This is a genomic window from Veillonella sp. S13053-19 (assembly GCF_002959835.1).
Classification (GTDB): domain Bacteria; phylum Bacillota; class Negativicutes; order Veillonellales; family Veillonellaceae; genus Veillonella; species Veillonella rogosae.
Genome location: NZ_PPDA01000002.1, coordinates 40,735 through 55,526, shown reverse-complemented (window position 1 = coordinate 55,526; position 14,792 = coordinate 40,735). Strand labels below are relative to the sequence as shown.

Here is a 14,792-nt window from a genome sequence, read left to right as displayed (position 1 = left end):
AGGAACTATGTTCCAACTCGGTAAATCTGAAAAGGCCTTTGAAGAGGCTAAACGTTATATGCCAGGCGGCGTAAACAGTCCTGTTCGTTCCTACCGTAGTGTAGGTTCTAACCCTCCGTTTATCAGCAGCGCTAGCGGCAGCCGTATTTATGATATCGATAACAACGAATACATCGACTATGTGTTGAGCTGGGGCCCTATGATCTTGGGTCATGCGAACCCTGAGGTTATCGCAAGTTTGCAAGAGGCGATTCCTCGCGGCACTAGCTATGGTGCACCTACACTACTAGAAACAGAATTGGCTAAAAAGGTACAAGCCTTCATGCCATCTATGGAGGTTATCCGCCTCGTTAACTCTGGTACAGAGGCGACTATGAGTGCTTTGCGCGTAGCTCGTGGCTATACTGGTCGCGATCGAATCGTGAAATTCGTTGGCTGTTACCATGGTCATAGCGATGCACTTTTGGTAAAAGCTGGTTCTGGCCTTGCTACCTTTGGTGTGCCAGATAGCCCTGGTGTTCCACAAGGTGTAGCAGAAAACACTATTACCTTGCCGTACAATGACTCTGATGCAGTTCGCAAATTATTCGACGAAATCGGCGATACTATTGCGGCGATTATCGTAGAACCTGTAGCAGGTAACATGGGCTGCGTGCCTCCAGAACCAGACTTCCTGGAAACCTTGCGGGAAGTGACTAAGGCTCATGGGGCAGTGTTGATCTTTGACGAAGTTATGTGTGGCTTCCGTGCTAGCAGTGGTGGTGCTCAAAAACGTTACAATATTAAACCTGACCTAACATGCCTTGGTAAAATCGTTGGCGGTGGCATGCCACTTGCTGTATTTGGGGGCTCTCGTGAGATTATGAACCAAATCGCACCAGCTGGTCCTATTTACCAAGCCGGTACATTGAGCGGTAACCCTATTGCCGTTACCTCTGGTCTTGCAACGCTTTCCATTTTGCAACGAGACCCAACAATTTTTAAACAAGTAGAAGACGCAACTATCGCCCTTTGTGAAGGCTTTGAACGTTTGGCAGCACAATACAATGTGCCTGTTGTAGTACAACGGGTAGGCTCCATGTTCACCATCTTCTTCACTGATAAACCAGTTAAGAACTTTGATGATGCAACATCTTGCAACGAAGAACAATTCAAAATGTTCTTCCACCATAACTTGAGCCATGGTATTTACTATGCGCCAAGCCCTTATGAAAGTAACTTTGTATCTATCTGCCACAAGAGCAGTGAAATCGAACGCACATTAGCCGTAGCTGATGAAGCTTTCAAAAAAATCAGTGATACACTACTATAAAAATGAGTGATACACTACTATAAAAATCAGTGATACATTATTATAAAATATATAGTTTGTAGTTGTTTATGTATCGATGTAGGTGATGAACATGCAGTTTTACAAGAACTTAAAGCGTGCTCGCGTGCGCATGGGCAAAAGCCAAATCGAAGTTGCAAAGGCCGTAGGTATCAGTAATGCGGCGCTTTCAAATTACGAAACAGGGTATCGCGAACCAGATTTAGATACACTCTGTGCCCTGTCTCGCTATTATGGATTGACCTTGGATGAGCTGCTAGATGTAAATGGAGAACAACACGAGCCCATCTATGATCTCAGTCCTGTACTCAAAAATAAATACATCGCCTATAAAGGTGAAGTATTCGAGTTGAAAGACTCACAAAAACGTGCCCTCTTGCGAGAGCTAGATAATCTATTTACTAAATTTGAGAAATCAAAAGTAGAAGATAAAAGTAGCAAGCCAAAAACGTACAAACATGGGAACCCACATATCAATCGAGCGGGCCTAGCTAACAGCGCTGGTAGCTTAGCGGCACGACGAAATATAAAGTAGTGCTATACTACATTGTATGTGAGTGGAACATGTTTATTTGAATAACTTAATTAGATCAATTATAAAAGCACCATCTATCTTAATGGGAAACGACATATAAGTCGGACCTAGGTAGATGGTGCTTTTGTATTACTATAGTGTAAATGTACATGCTAACGCTTTGGCAATCTTTGTTAAGGCTAAATATAAAAATAAATAAAAAATAACAATGTTAAAATATCCGTTGGTGATATAAGTTGGTTTAATATATAATTGAAATATAGAAGTGAATTGAATATTAGCTAGTCTTAAAGGAGACATTATGAAAGTGTGGAGCGGTGTAAAGTCTATATTAGATCGAACACCTTTTACGGTTAAATTTTATATTGGTTTTGCTTTGTTTTGCTTTTTATTAATGGGAGCTATGTCTTTAAATGCATATATTAAAAGGCCGGAGCAAATGCAAAGCCTTCAATTATACGAGCAAAAACTAGAAGATATATCTGTGAAAAAAGTAAGTGAAGAATACTATGCATCTGGTCGAGCCTATCAAAATAATAATCTTGAAATTACGTACGACTCACTTACAATTGATGATGTTAAAGGAATACTTTCAAAACAAAATATAGGCTGGAATGAGATTAACAAGAATCGTATTGTTGGACATGATTATGATACTAATATTTATCTCGAGCTATTTAAAGAACGAGGCTCTGATAAAGTGACTTTAATATTACAAAGAAGGAATTGATTTATTAGGGAGGGATCCTTATTAGAACTGTTTTGTTCTCTTGGCTATTATAAGATTCAACCAAGGACTAATGAGGAGCGCTGGCTTAATTATTATGAATTTGATAAATAAGAGGGTAAAATGAATTTTGGAATAGTTTTGCTTATAATAGGAGTAATTCTTTATATTATAGGCAATATTGCAGATGCGGGTATTTTATATGTTGTTGCCACTTTTGTTTTAGCGTTTTCTTTAATTTTTAAATAATTGAGACAAATAAAACATAGTAGAGGAAATCTGAATAATAAAAGTTTATCAATGATTGAGACTTTTAAGCTCTATAATCAAAAGCCATTTTGGGGATTAGTGTATACACTAACTTCTAAGGGTGAGATATCCTTAGAGTTAACATATGGATATATAATTTTAAGTTTGCTAATAACGTTGATTGGATAATCTTTTATGCACATAGGAAAAAATTTAAAGAAAAGGCTTGAACAAGCTGTACTTATTTTTCTAATAATAGAAGGTATAGTTTTTTTTGGTTGGCTTTTTTTTACTACATATTTTATGCACCCATTCATTAAGTATTCGGGACCGATAGTTGGTATGAATGGCATGATATATTACAAAGAGCCAACTAATATAATTGCTTCTAATGTTCTTGGTTTTGATGAAGTACGAGGGAAAATATATTATATAACTACAAATGGTATTGGTGTATATAATGAATTAAATAACGAACATGTATTTATATTACATAAAGAGCCCCCTAATGAAATCAGAATAAATGATATTACTAATGTATATCCAGAATTTAGTCGTTTTTCTGATTCGGAACAGGAAGTTTGGAAAAGCAAATTTTATGCAGACTTTAAAGAAAGAATTCCTATAGAGGAGGGCAACATAATTAGATTTCCATTCTTTTTCTCTAGTGAAACACGGGGAATTTATAATTTAGCTACAGGATCTAAATTATCGAAAATTGATAAGTATAAAATTTCAAAAAATATATTCTATAATGTTGATTTTGGTAGTATTACTAAGATAGATTTAGAAACTGGTATAGTATGGAAGTACTATTCTAATAACTTATTAAATTATAATTTTATTAATGAAACGGTTTCTAGTAAATCAAAAGAGTTTAGTATTAATGAATTAATCAAAGAACGAAATCATGATAAACAACTGAAAGATAAAATTATAGCTATAGATCATTATAGTCAATTTAGTAAAGAGGATAAGGAGGTTATAGAAGAATTATTTGTTAAGTTAGTTACTGCAAGAAAAAGTATGAGTTTAAAACAACAACATAAACTAGGGTTGGAAAACTATCTAGAGTGAGTTTAGATTTAATGACACCTATACCTTCTATTAGGCTTGGTATAGGTGTCATTTTTTATGATAAATTAATAAAAAATCAGTATTGATTAAAATCTAAGTAGTTCTATTAAAACCACCAGATTTTTACGATTTTATAAGTGTTTTATGATAAAATAAAAGGTGTAAAGACTTCAACAACTAAGTCTATTACCTATAATGGCGACAGAATTGAATATGAGTTAACCATCAAGCGCGTGAAGAACATGAACATGCGCATTACCAAGGATGGTGTGATCCATGTGTCGGCGAATGCCAATGTACCGGATTATAGGGTGGACAAGTTTGTCATTGAGAATATGCCCTTTATCGAGCGGACTCGTTACAAGATTGATGCATTGAATGCTAAGCGCGTCGATGCGTTGCAGTATGTAAATGGTGAAAGCTTATCAATCCACGGCATTCCTGTTACGTTGCGCCTAGTTGAGTAGGACGGAAAGCCTCATATTGGCTTTGACGGAAAAGCCATCCTTATTTACAAATCCTAATAACAATAATGAAGAGTCATCAGAGGAAGGAATAGATTAGAGGTTTTTGGTTTTTAATAGAGTAACTATGTGGATGAATACAATGTTAAGATCTAAATTTTATGAATTACCATTTCGAGCTCGATTTATAATAGGCGGTTGGATTTTAATAATTAGTCTATTTTTGCTATATTCAATAATTATAGCCTTGATGCATCCTATGTTCCTAAATCATGTGAATAATTCTAGTTCTACTTTAGATCGGTATAATAGCTATGTAGTGGCTATGAATACTTCATATGAGGGGAAGAATAGTCAGATTGCTGTAAAAACAATTGAGTATCAGAATCTCTCCGTAGAAGAAGTAATCAATGAATTGCAATTATATAGCATACACCTTATTGATTCTGATAAATCTGAAGGCTCTACATATACCTTATTTGATACGATAAATAAAGTAAAAATTATTGTTTCAAAAGAACAAAATAAAACTATAGTTAAGTTTATTTATTAATTTTAAAAAGTAATTTTGTATAAAATAATCTTACTTGAATCTTTAATTTACTCTTATGACACCTATACTATGTACAAAAGCTTGGTATAGGTGTCATTTTTATATTACAAATTAATAAAAATCAGTATTGATTAAAATCTAAGTATCTCTATCAAAATTACCAGAATTTTACGATTTTATAAGTGTTTTATGATAAAATAAAAGGTATGAATACTTCAACAACTAGGTCTATTACCTATAATGGCGACAGAATTGAATATGAGTTAACCATCAAGCGTGTGAAGAACATGAACATGCGCATTACAAAGGATGGTGTGATCCATGTGTCGGCGAATGCCTATGTGCCGGATTATAGGGTGGACAAGTTTGTTATCGAGAATATGCCCTTCATTGAGCGGGCTCGTTACAAGATTGATGCATTGAATGCCAAACGCGTTGATGCGTTGCAGTATGTAAATGGTGAAAGCTTATCAATCCTCGGCATTCCCGTTACGTTGCGCCTGGTTGAGCAGGATGGAAAGCCTCACATTGGCTTTGACGGAAAAGCCATCCTTACCATGGTAGTGCCTCGTGGTATGACCTATGAAGCAAAGCATAAATTAATGCAAAATTATTGGCGTAATTTAGGGGAGAAGGTCTTTGTCCATTGGGCTAAGGTCGTGTATCAACGCTACCACAAGCAAGGTATTGATGTGCCTATGCCAACCATAAAACAGCAGCGTATGAAGAGCCGTTGGGGTTCTTGTACGCCAGCCAAGCAGCTCATCAAGATGAACACCCGTTTATTAGAGGGACCACAGGCGTATATTGAGTACGTTATGGTTCATGAGTTTGCCCATTTTAAATATTTAGACCATTCCAAGAACTTTCACAATCTAGTAGCACAGTTTTTGCCAGATTGGAAGGCTCGTAAGAAATCATTGAACGTGTATTTTGCTCATCGCCCTTAAAGGAGGTGTACCATGCAGCCATTTGTACATTTACATAGTCATACAGAGTTTAGTTTGCTGGACGGCATTAGTCGTTTGTCTGACATGGTACGTCGTGCGAAGGAGTTAAATCAGCCAGCCCTTGCCATCACAGATCACGGCAATATGTACGCAGCCATTTATTTCTACAAAGAATGTATGGACCAAGGCGTTAAACCGATTATCGGTTGTGAAGTATATGTAACGGAAAACAGCCGATTCGATCGTCCCGAAGGTCGTAGCCGTGAACGATTAAAACATCTTATCTTGTTAGCGGAGACCATGGAAGGGTATCGTAATCTCGTTAAAATCGTGTCTAAAGCATCTACGGAAGGCCTGTTATATCGACCCCGTGCAGACCGCGATTTATTGCGTCAATACAGCAAAGGCATAATTGCTCTCAGTGCGTGTATTCAAGGTGAGATCCCTCAATATATCTTGCAAGATAATATGGAAGGCGCTAAGCGTTCCATCGAATGGTATATCGAGACCTACGGCAAGGATAATTTCTTCTTAGAAATCCAAAATCATGGCTTACCAGAGGAGGCAAAGGCTCAAGAGGAGCTCATTAAGCTCAGCAAGGAATACGGTCTTGGCATCGTAGCGTCTAATGACTTCCACTATGTCTTAAAAGAGGATGCGGACGCGCAAGATATTAAGGTATGTATTTCTACAGGCCGTCGCCGTGCTGAGGTAGACCGCTTAAAGTTCCCAAATGATGAGTTCTATCTAAAATCTGGGGATGAGATGGCGCAGTTGTTCTCACATATTCCTGGAGCTATGGAAAATACCTTAAAAATTGCAGATCGTTGTAATGTAGAGTTTAATTTCGACGAACATCACTTGCCGCACTTTGATGTGCCAGAAGGGGAAACGTCTAAGACTTATTTGCGTAAGGTTTGTGAACGAGAAATTCCACGTCTCTATGGTGAGACCTTTGAAGAGTTACAAAAACGTCTCGACTACGAGCTCGATGTTATTGGCACAATGGGCTTTGAGGATTACTTCCTCATCGTATGGGACTATGTACGCTATGCCCGTGAGCACGATATCTTAGTAGGTCCTGGTCGTGGTTCGGCGGCCGGTTCTGTAGTAGCCTATCTACTTGGCATTACAGGCCTTGATCCATTGAAGTATGACTTGCTCTTTGAACGTTTCTTAAATCCAGAGCGGGTAAGCATGCCTGATATCGATATTGACTTCTGCTATGAAAAGCGTGGCCAAGCCATCGAATATGTAACGAGAAAATACGGACAGGAGCGTGTATCTCAGATTATTACCTTTGGTACTGAGGCAGCGCGTGCCGTAATTCGTGACGTAGGACGCGTGCTAGACTTACCACTGGCGGAAGTGAACCGCATTGCGAAGATGATACCCAACGAACTGGGGATTACCTTAGATAAGGCTCTACAAGGCAAAGAGTTAAAAGCGTTATACGAAGCTGATCCAAACGTTAAAGAATTATTTGATTTTGGTAAAAAGCTAGAAGGCATAGCGCGAAATTCGTCCACTCATGCGGCGGGCGTCGTAATTTCCGCGGATCCTTTAGATGACCACGTACCAGTACAAAATGCCAATGATGATGGCTTTGTAACACAGTACGACAAGGATAACATCGAGGAATTAGGCCTCTTAAAGATGGACTTTTTGGGCCTCCGTACTTTGACGGTTATGGGGGATGCCTTAAAGCTCATCAAGGCGAACCGCGGTATTGATCTCGATTTAGATGCAATACCGCTCGATGATAAGGCGGCTTGTGATATCCTTACAAAGGGGGATACGTCTGGCGTATTCCAGCTCGAATCGGAAGGTATTACGAAACTCGTTATGGACCTTAAGCCTGAGCATTTTGAGGACTTAATTCCATTGGTAGCCTTGTACCGTCCAGGTCCATTGGGGTCTGGCATGGTAGCGGACTTTATCGACCGCCGTCACGGTAAAAAAGAGGTTACCTATTTACATCCTATCTTGGAACCAATTTTGAAAGATACCTTTGGTGTAATCTTGTACCAAGAACAGGTTATGCAGATTGCGTCCGCCATGGGCGGGTTCTCCCTTGGTCAAGCGGACTTGATGCGCCGCGCCATGGGTAAGAAAAAGGAATCTGTTCTAAAGGCGCAGCGCGAGTCCTTTATTCAAGGTTCCATAAATAATGGTATAGAAGAGTCCATCGCGAATGAAGTATTTGACTTGCTCGTATACTTCGCAGGCTATGGCTTTAATAAATCACATAGTGCGGCCTATGCGTACATCGCGTACCAAACAGCGTACTTGAAGGCCCACTATTTCCCTGAATTTATGGCTGCTACCATGACTAGCTTTATGCAAAACATGCAGAAATTGACGTACTACATCAATGCCTGCAAGAAGCATAATGTTAAGGTGCTCGGCCCAGATATTAACTATTCTGAACGAAGCTTTGCTGTACAAGGTGATGCCATTCGCTTCGGCCTTGGGGGCATCAAAAACGTAGGGGATAATGCCATTGATCGTTTGATTCGCGAGCGCAATGAGCATGGCCTCTATACAGATATAGTAGATTTCTGTAAACGCGTGGATAACAAGGTTGTTAATAAACGACTTCTTGAAAGTCTCATTCGATGCGGTGCCATGGATGGGTTCAAGGAAAACAGAAACCAATTATTGCACATGTATGAAAGTGCTCAAGCCGTTGGTGCTAAAGAGCAAAAGGATGCTGCTATGGGCACCATGAGCCTCTTTGGTGATATAGAGGAGTCTGTAGATTTCATCCCTGTACCGAATGTGGAGGATTTATCAGAAGATGATAAATTAAAAGATGAAAAGGAATATACAGGCTTTTACATTACAGGCCATCCATTGCAAGGCTATGCGAAGGAGCTAGAGGGCCTATTTGAACTGGGGGCTCTCGTAGAAAATCCAGAGCAATACGATGGTCAAACCATAACCTTTGGGGGATTGATTGAAAATAAGACGGACCGCATGACGAGACGAAATGAGGTTATGTCTATTCTTCGTATCGAAGATTATTCTGGTGCGGCTAACGTAGTGGCATTCCCTAAGGTCTTTAGTCAAAGTCAACAGTTCCTAGCTGTGGATATGATTGTAAAGGTAAAAGGCCGCGTTGATGCGGATGAAAAGGGTGTGCAAATTATTGCAGACCGCATTATGCCATTAAAGGTAAACTATAGTCAGGCTAAGCATGTGGCTATTCATATTTATAGCCAATATGACACGCCAGAAAATAGTGAAGCCTTAAAACGGCTGTTAACGAACACCGCAGGCTCTGTGCCAACATCACTATATTTGCACCGTCAACGGAAGCGCATTAACTTGCCACCGAACATGTGCTTTGACCCTAGCGATGAATCCATCAAGGCTATTGAAGCTATCTTAGGTGATGGATCCGTAGAGGTGCAATAATACATAGCTTTCACGAACACTTATATAATAAGAAATGAAAAATCTCGTCTAGAGATTACTTTCATAGGAGGAAAGATGAAACGTACAAAAATCGTATGTACTGTAGGTCCGGGAACGGATAAATTTGGTATTTTAGAAGATATGATGCGAGCAGGCATGAATGTGGCTCGATTCAATTTCTCTCATGGATCTCACGAGGAGCAAGCAGAACGCATGCAAATGGTGCGCGACGCGGCGATGATTGTCAATAAACCAATCGCCTTATTGCTCGATACGAAAGGTCCTGAGGTTCGTCTTGGTCTATTTAAAGAGGGGAAAGTATTCCTTGAAGAAGGTCAAAAGTTTACATTGACTACTGATGAAGTGGAAGGCACAAAAGAGCTTAGCTCCGTGAACCACAAAGGTCTTGTAGGCGACGTGTCCGTTGGGGATAAAATCCTCTTGGCTGATGGTCTTGTAACGCTTAACATCGATGCCATCGAAGGAAATAACATCATTACTACTGTTCAAAACAGTGGTGAAATCGGTAACCGTAAACGCGTGGCTGTGCCAGGTGTAGCGCTTAGCTTGCCTCCTGTATCTGAACAGGACGAAGCAGATTTACGCTTTGGCTGTCAACAGGGTGTAGACTTTGTGGCCGCATCCTTCATGCAACGCGGCAAAGATGTGGTGGCTATCCGCCGTATCCTTGAGTCTGAGAAAAAAGATATCAAGATTATCGCAAAAATTGAAAATGCTGAAGGCGTTAAAAACATCGATGAAATTTTGGAAGTAGCGGACGGTCTTATGGTTGCTCGCGGTGACCTCGGTGTAGAAATCCCTGCCGAAGAGGTACCAGTACTTCAAAAAATGATGATTGAAAAATGTAATGACTTAGGAAAACCAGTTATTACGGCAACCCAAATGCTGGAGTCCATGATTCAAAATCCACGTCCTACACGGGCGGAAGCAAGTGACGTAGCCAATGCCATCTTAGACGGTACGGATGCGATTATGTTGTCTGGCGAAACCGCAAATGGTTCCTATCCTGTAGAGGCGGTTACGACTATGACTCGCATTGCTGAGGTAACAGAACAAGCTGCTATTTACGATAGCAAAAGTCGTGCTCGTCAAGATGAGGATATGACGACTACCAGTGCTGTATGTTTAGCAAGCGTGCGCATCGCTCAAAATCTTGGAGCTGCCGCTATTTTGACATGTACTGAATCTGGTCATACTGCAATTAGCACTGCACGACATCGTCCGGCGTGCAAAATTATTGCCGTAACACCGCATGATGAAACAATTCGCCGCATGCAATTATGCTGGGGTGTAGAGGCTATTAAAGGTCATGAAATCGTTAACTCTGATGAAATGGTTAAACAAGCCATCACAGGTGCTCTTGGCACAGGTGCTATTGAGTCTGGTGATTTAGTTGTGGTAACGGCTGGCGTACCATCTGGCGCTACAGGTACTACAAATATGATTCGCGTTCATATTGCAGGCCAAGTACTCTTGTCTGGTAATGGTATTTTGCGTAAATCCGTTACAGGCACTGTATTCATTGCTGCTAATCATAAGGGTAATTATGAAAACTTCAAAGACGGCGACATCCTTGTGGTGGGCACAATGGAACCTGAATTAATGGCTATTGCAAAACGTGCTGGCGGTATTATTGCTGTTGAAGATGGTTATACCTCTGACAGTGCTATTGCAGGCATTACCTATGGTATTCCTGTAATTTTAGGCGCTAAAAATGCTCATGACGTACTTCTTGAAGGTCAAGAGGTAACTATCGATGGCGAACGAGGCAAGGTGTTTGCAGGCATTGCCAATGCTCGATAGTTAGGAATAATAATTTTATAATATAGGGACTGCCTAATTTCGTGACGGAACTATATGACGAAATATAGGCTAGTTAAAATATGAATGCTTAATATAAGGAGCGAGACTATGAATCCATATAATGTAACAGGACCTAGCAATTCTCAAGTTGCTCAGGTTGAAAGTATCGTATCCCAACGTTTGAAGGGATCTTTCTTGTGGATGGTTGTAGGTTTGCTTACAACTATCGGTGTTGGCTTTGCTGCGTTAGCAAATCCAAACTGGTTGCGCTTTGCGTACCAAAACTTCTATATCATCTTATTAGTAGAGATTGGCGTTATTGTCCTATTTAGTGCTCGAGCATATACGGCTAACGTAATGACTTTGCGCGGTATGTTCTTCCTCTACAGTGCGTTGAATGGTCTTACATTGACCTTGATATCTCTCCGATATAATGTGTTTGATGTAGTCATTCCAGCCTTAGTAGGTACGTTGGCATTCTTCATTGGCTTTGCTATAGTAGGGGCTACTACGAAACGTAACTTATCTTCACTCACACCATATGTAATGGCTGCCTTAATTGGTATGATCATCGTATCTTTTGTGATGATAGGGGCTCGTTACTTTAACGTGGCTGTACTTAGTGCTTTCAGTGATACAGTGAGCCTCGTGCTTGGCTATGTAGGCGTTGTTGTATTCTCTATTTTTACAGCTATTGACGTTAACCGCATTAAAAACAATGTAACTGAAGTAGCTTTGATGGAGGATGAAAGCATCTTAGACCGCATCGAAATTACAGGTGCGTTAAATCTATACTTAGATTTCATTAACTTATTCTTATCCTTATTGCGCATCTTTGGTAATAAGCGATAACAAGGAGATAGTATGGACGATAGAGAATGGAAAACCTTTGTAACCGTTGTCGATGAAGGCAATATTACAAGGGCTGCAGAAAAATTATTTTTATCGCAACCGGCGTTGAGCTATCGGTTGCGTCATATGGAAAAAGCCTTGGGCCATTCTCTATTGTTGCGGACTGCTGAAGGGATTGCCCTCACGGCACAAGGCGAAATTTTCTATGATTACTGTAAAAGAATGATGCAAGATCAAGAGGCATTGGAGAATGCTATGAACTCTGCGTCTGGTAAGATTCAAGGAACCTTGAAAATCGCGTCATCTATCAACTTTGCAGACTATGAGCTACCTGCCTTATTGAAAGCCTTCCGCGAACAATACCCAGATGTTCATATTCAAGTAAAGACTGCTTTCAGCCATCAAGTAGTAAAAATGTTCAATACAGGCGATTGTATGGTTGCCTTTGCTCGTGGTGGCTATGATGTATCTGGAAAATCTGAATTGTTACTGGCTGAGCCGTATTGTTTGGTCTATAAAGAATTAGTACCACCTGAGTCGTTAGAGAAGGTACCGTTCATTAAATACCAAACAGATGTGTCTGTAGCTAATATCATCGAAACATGGTGTGCTGAACATTTTGAAGAGCCACCGAGTGTTGCGATGGATGTAAACTCCATGAGTACCTGTCGTCACTTTGTTCGTGCAGGCCTTGGCTGGTCGATTTTGACCTATATGGGCCTTGGATCTTGCAAGGATAAAGATATTTATGTAAGTCCGTTGCGCAATAAAGACGGTGAATGCATCACACGTGATACGAATATGGTGTACACAAAGGATGCGGAAAATCTAGTAGTAGTCAAGACATTTATTGAGTATGTTCGCAATTACTACAAAGAACATACCGTAGTAGATAATAGTATTTTTAGAGAATATAAAGCATAAGGATCTTTGCAATAGAGCATATCTATGAGCTTTTATAACTGTTTATCCATGCTATTTCAGTATTGGACTTTTTCGATATAATAGCCCATAATAAAGATGTCTCGAAAGAGCAAGGCAGTACCATGTAAGTGCATGTATACCCCCTTTGGGGACGTATACATGCATTTTTTTCATTTGGAGCTGCAAAACTATGCTCAAAATGCATAAAAAGTATGATTGATAGATATAAAAGTTTTTATAACCCCTATAAAGGTAATCTATTTTTCATAATTCTTTTAAACATTTATAATGAGTGTAGACTTAATCGATGTAACAGACGTCGCGAGCTGTTACGTTGTTCAAGACTAGATGATTTTATGTATGCCTAAGTTATTCAAGAAAGGGAAAGACACACATGAAAGACAAATTATGGCGTATTGGCATTATGGCTGCCATCGTCGCATTTATGTGGTTTGGTGGCACACCAGAAGGCCTAAAACCACAAGTATGGAAATTATTCGGTATTTATTTAGCTACTATCGTGGGCTTGGTATTAAAACCATTTCCAGTTCCTATTACAGTATTATTAGGTGTTGCTACATCTTCTATTTTATTGAGCAATACAAAAGACGTATTGGCAGGTTACAGCAATACAGCATTATGGTTAATCTTCGCAGCTTTCGGTTTATCCGTTGCATTTGGTAAAACTGGCCTTGGTCACCGTATTGCGTACTACTTGGTTCGCGCTTTTGGTAGTACTACACTTCGTCTAGGTTATGTTACGGCATTCCTTGACTTAATCTTATCTCCTGCCACACCATCCAACACAGCTCGTGCGGCTGGTATCGTATATCCAATCAACTTGTCCATCGCTGAAGCGGTTGGTTCTTATCCTGGTGAATCTGCTAAAAAAGCAGGTGCTTACCTCTTACAGAATGGTTACTTTGCAACAAAGGTAACATCCTTCTTGTTCGCTACAGCAATGGCACCAAACTTATTGGCGCTTGATTTCATTACTAAATTGACAGGCGTATCTTTAAACTGGGGCCAATGGGCTGCAGCTATGTTCGTACCAGGTTTCATCATGTTAATGCTTGTTCCAATTATTGGCTACATGTATGAACGCCCTACAGTAAAAGAAATCGACAACAAGAAAATTGCTGAAGATGGCTTAGCAGAATTGGGACCTATGAAAGCGTCCGAAAAAGGCCTTATCGCTATCGCGCTTCTTGCAATTACTGGTTGGATTCTCCCAACATTTGGTATCAAAATTGACGCTACAGCTGTAGCTATTGTAGCAATGATTGCTACTTTCGTATGTGGCATTATTACTTGGGATGACTTGCTCAAAACTAAAGCTGCTTGGAACACATTGATTTGGTTCGGCGGTATCTTGGGCTTATCCTCCGCATTGACTAAAGGTAAATTCTTCGAATGGTTGGCTAAATTCTTAGAAACTCATATGAACTTCGGTTTAGATCCATTCATGATGCTTATCCTTATCTCTGTTATTTCCGTTGCTGTTCGTTACTTCTTCGCATCTGGTACTGCATACATCTCCGCGATGCTTCCAGTATTCTTGATCGTTGGTATCAACGCAGGCATCGATCCTACATTACTTGCATTCATTATGATCGGTACAAACTCCTATGGTGGTTCCGTAACTCACTACGGTGCTGCTCCTGGTCCAATCATCTTCTCCGCTGGTTATAACAATGTAAAAGACTGGTGGACAGTTGGTTTAATGATTGCAGTAGTATGTTTAGTATTGAACTACGTAATTGGTATTCCTTGGTGGAAAATTACAGGTTTCATGTAATATGAAACTTTCACTATGGAGTGTTAGAATTTAATTGTTAGTATTCATCGTCTGTACTGGGCTCTCGCGACGAGCCTGTACAGACTTGA

12 protein-coding genes and 1 pseudogene are annotated in these 14,792 nt (G+C 39.9%); all 13 read left to right on the top strand.

Annotated elements, in window-relative coordinates; all coding sequences use genetic code 11:
• The first annotated feature begins 7 nt into the window (after window positions 1-7).
• Window positions 8-1,312, top strand: coding sequence for a glutamate-1-semialdehyde 2,1-aminomutase (hemL, locus tag VEHSUH06_RS00250; protein WP_105097370.1), 1,305 nt, complete (start codon window positions 8-10; stop codon window positions 1,310-1,312).
• Between the two features lie 91 nt (window positions 1,313-1,403).
• Window positions 1,404-1,865: a helix-turn-helix domain-containing protein gene (locus VEHSUH06_RS00245; protein ID WP_105097369.1), complete on the top strand. Its 462-nt coding sequence runs from the start codon at window positions 1,404-1,406 to the stop codon at window positions 1,863-1,865.
• A 301-nt stretch (window positions 1,866-2,166) separates the two neighbouring features.
• Complete coding sequence (locus tag VEHSUH06_RS00240) at window positions 2,167-2,595, top strand: hypothetical protein (RefSeq protein ID WP_105097368.1); 429 nt, start codon at window positions 2,167-2,169, stop codon at window positions 2,593-2,595.
• A 120-nt stretch (window positions 2,596-2,715) separates the two neighbouring features.
• On the top strand, window positions 2,716-2,841 hold the full coding sequence (locus tag VEHSUH06_RS10880; protein WP_255404220.1) for a hypothetical protein: 126 nt from the start codon (window positions 2,716-2,718) through the stop codon (window positions 2,839-2,841).
• A 195-nt stretch (window positions 2,842-3,036) separates the two neighbouring features.
• Complete coding sequence (locus VEHSUH06_RS00230) at window positions 3,037-3,918, top strand: hypothetical protein (RefSeq protein WP_105097366.1); 882 nt, start codon at window positions 3,037-3,039, stop codon at window positions 3,916-3,918.
• 137 nt (window positions 3,919-4,055) lie between these two features.
• A pseudogene (locus VEHSUH06_RS00225) lies at window positions 4,056-4,382 on the top strand (YgjP-like metallopeptidase domain-containing protein); the annotation flags it as partial.
• A 142-nt stretch (window positions 4,383-4,524) separates the two neighbouring features.
• On the top strand, window positions 4,525-4,935 hold the full coding sequence (locus VEHSUH06_RS00220; protein ID WP_146251387.1) for a hypothetical protein: 411 nt from the start codon (window positions 4,525-4,527) through the stop codon (window positions 4,933-4,935).
• 182 nt (window positions 4,936-5,117) lie between these two features.
• Window positions 5,118-5,885, top strand: coding sequence for a M48 family metallopeptidase (locus VEHSUH06_RS00215; protein ID WP_105097364.1), 768 nt, complete (start codon window positions 5,118-5,120; stop codon window positions 5,883-5,885).
• Between the two features lie 12 nt (window positions 5,886-5,897).
• A complete protein-coding gene (locus VEHSUH06_RS00210; protein ID WP_105097363.1) occupies window positions 5,898-9,305 on the top strand; it encodes a DNA polymerase III subunit alpha in 3,408 nt (1,135 codons plus the stop codon).
• A gap of 75 nt (window positions 9,306-9,380) precedes the next feature.
• A complete protein-coding gene (gene pyk / locus VEHSUH06_RS00205; RefSeq protein WP_105097362.1) occupies window positions 9,381-11,129 on the top strand; it encodes a pyruvate kinase in 1,749 nt (582 codons plus the stop codon).
• Between the two features lie 108 nt (window positions 11,130-11,237).
• Window positions 11,238-11,981 carry a Bax inhibitor-1/YccA family protein gene (locus tag VEHSUH06_RS00200; RefSeq protein WP_105097361.1) on the top strand — a complete coding sequence of 248 codons (744 nt, stop codon included), beginning with the start codon at window positions 11,238-11,240 and terminating at the stop codon, window positions 11,979-11,981.
• A gap of 12 nt (window positions 11,982-11,993) precedes the next feature.
• The gene (locus tag VEHSUH06_RS00195; RefSeq protein WP_105097360.1) at window positions 11,994-12,905 is read left to right on the top strand and encodes a LysR family transcriptional regulator; all 912 of its coding nucleotides are present in this window, start codon (window positions 11,994-11,996) and stop codon (window positions 12,903-12,905) included.
• 394 nt (window positions 12,906-13,299) lie between these two features.
• Window positions 13,300-14,703 (top strand): anion permease, encoded by a 1,404-nt coding sequence (locus VEHSUH06_RS00190; protein ID WP_105097359.1) that lies wholly within the window; start codon window positions 13,300-13,302, stop codon window positions 14,701-14,703.
• Window positions 14,704-14,792 lie beyond the last annotated feature (89 nt).

Bases quoted from the DNA above. Each gene is read 5' to 3' on its own strand.
- hemL (WP_105097370.1), top strand. From the start codon at position 8: ATGTTCCAACTCGGTAAATCTGAAAAGGCCTTTGAAGAGGCTAAACGT.
- VEHSUH06_RS00245 (WP_105097369.1), top strand. From the start codon at position 1,404: ATGCAGTTTTACAAGAACTTAAAGCGTGCTCGCGTGCGCATGGGCAAA.
- VEHSUH06_RS00240 (WP_105097368.1), top strand. From the start codon at position 2,167: ATGAAAGTGTGGAGCGGTGTAAAGTCTATATTAGATCGAACACCTTTT.
- VEHSUH06_RS10880 (WP_255404220.1), top strand. From the start codon at position 2,716: ATGAATTTTGGAATAGTTTTGCTTATAATAGGAGTAATTCTTTATATT.
- VEHSUH06_RS00230 (WP_105097366.1), top strand. From the start codon at position 3,037: ATGCACATAGGAAAAAATTTAAAGAAAAGGCTTGAACAAGCTGTACTT.
- VEHSUH06_RS00220 (WP_146251387.1), top strand. From the start codon at position 4,525: ATGTTAAGATCTAAATTTTATGAATTACCATTTCGAGCTCGATTTATA.
- VEHSUH06_RS00210 (WP_105097363.1), top strand. From the start codon at position 5,898: ATGCAGCCATTTGTACATTTACATAGTCATACAGAGTTTAGTTTGCTG.
- pyk (WP_105097362.1), top strand. From the start codon at position 9,381: ATGAAACGTACAAAAATCGTATGTACTGTAGGTCCGGGAACGGATAAA.
- VEHSUH06_RS00200 (WP_105097361.1), top strand. From the start codon at position 11,238: ATGAATCCATATAATGTAACAGGACCTAGCAATTCTCAAGTTGCTCAG.
- VEHSUH06_RS00195 (WP_105097360.1), top strand. From the start codon at position 11,994: ATGGACGATAGAGAATGGAAAACCTTTGTAACCGTTGTCGATGAAGGC.
- VEHSUH06_RS00190 (WP_105097359.1), top strand. From the start codon at position 13,300: ATGAAAGACAAATTATGGCGTATTGGCATTATGGCTGCCATCGTCGCA.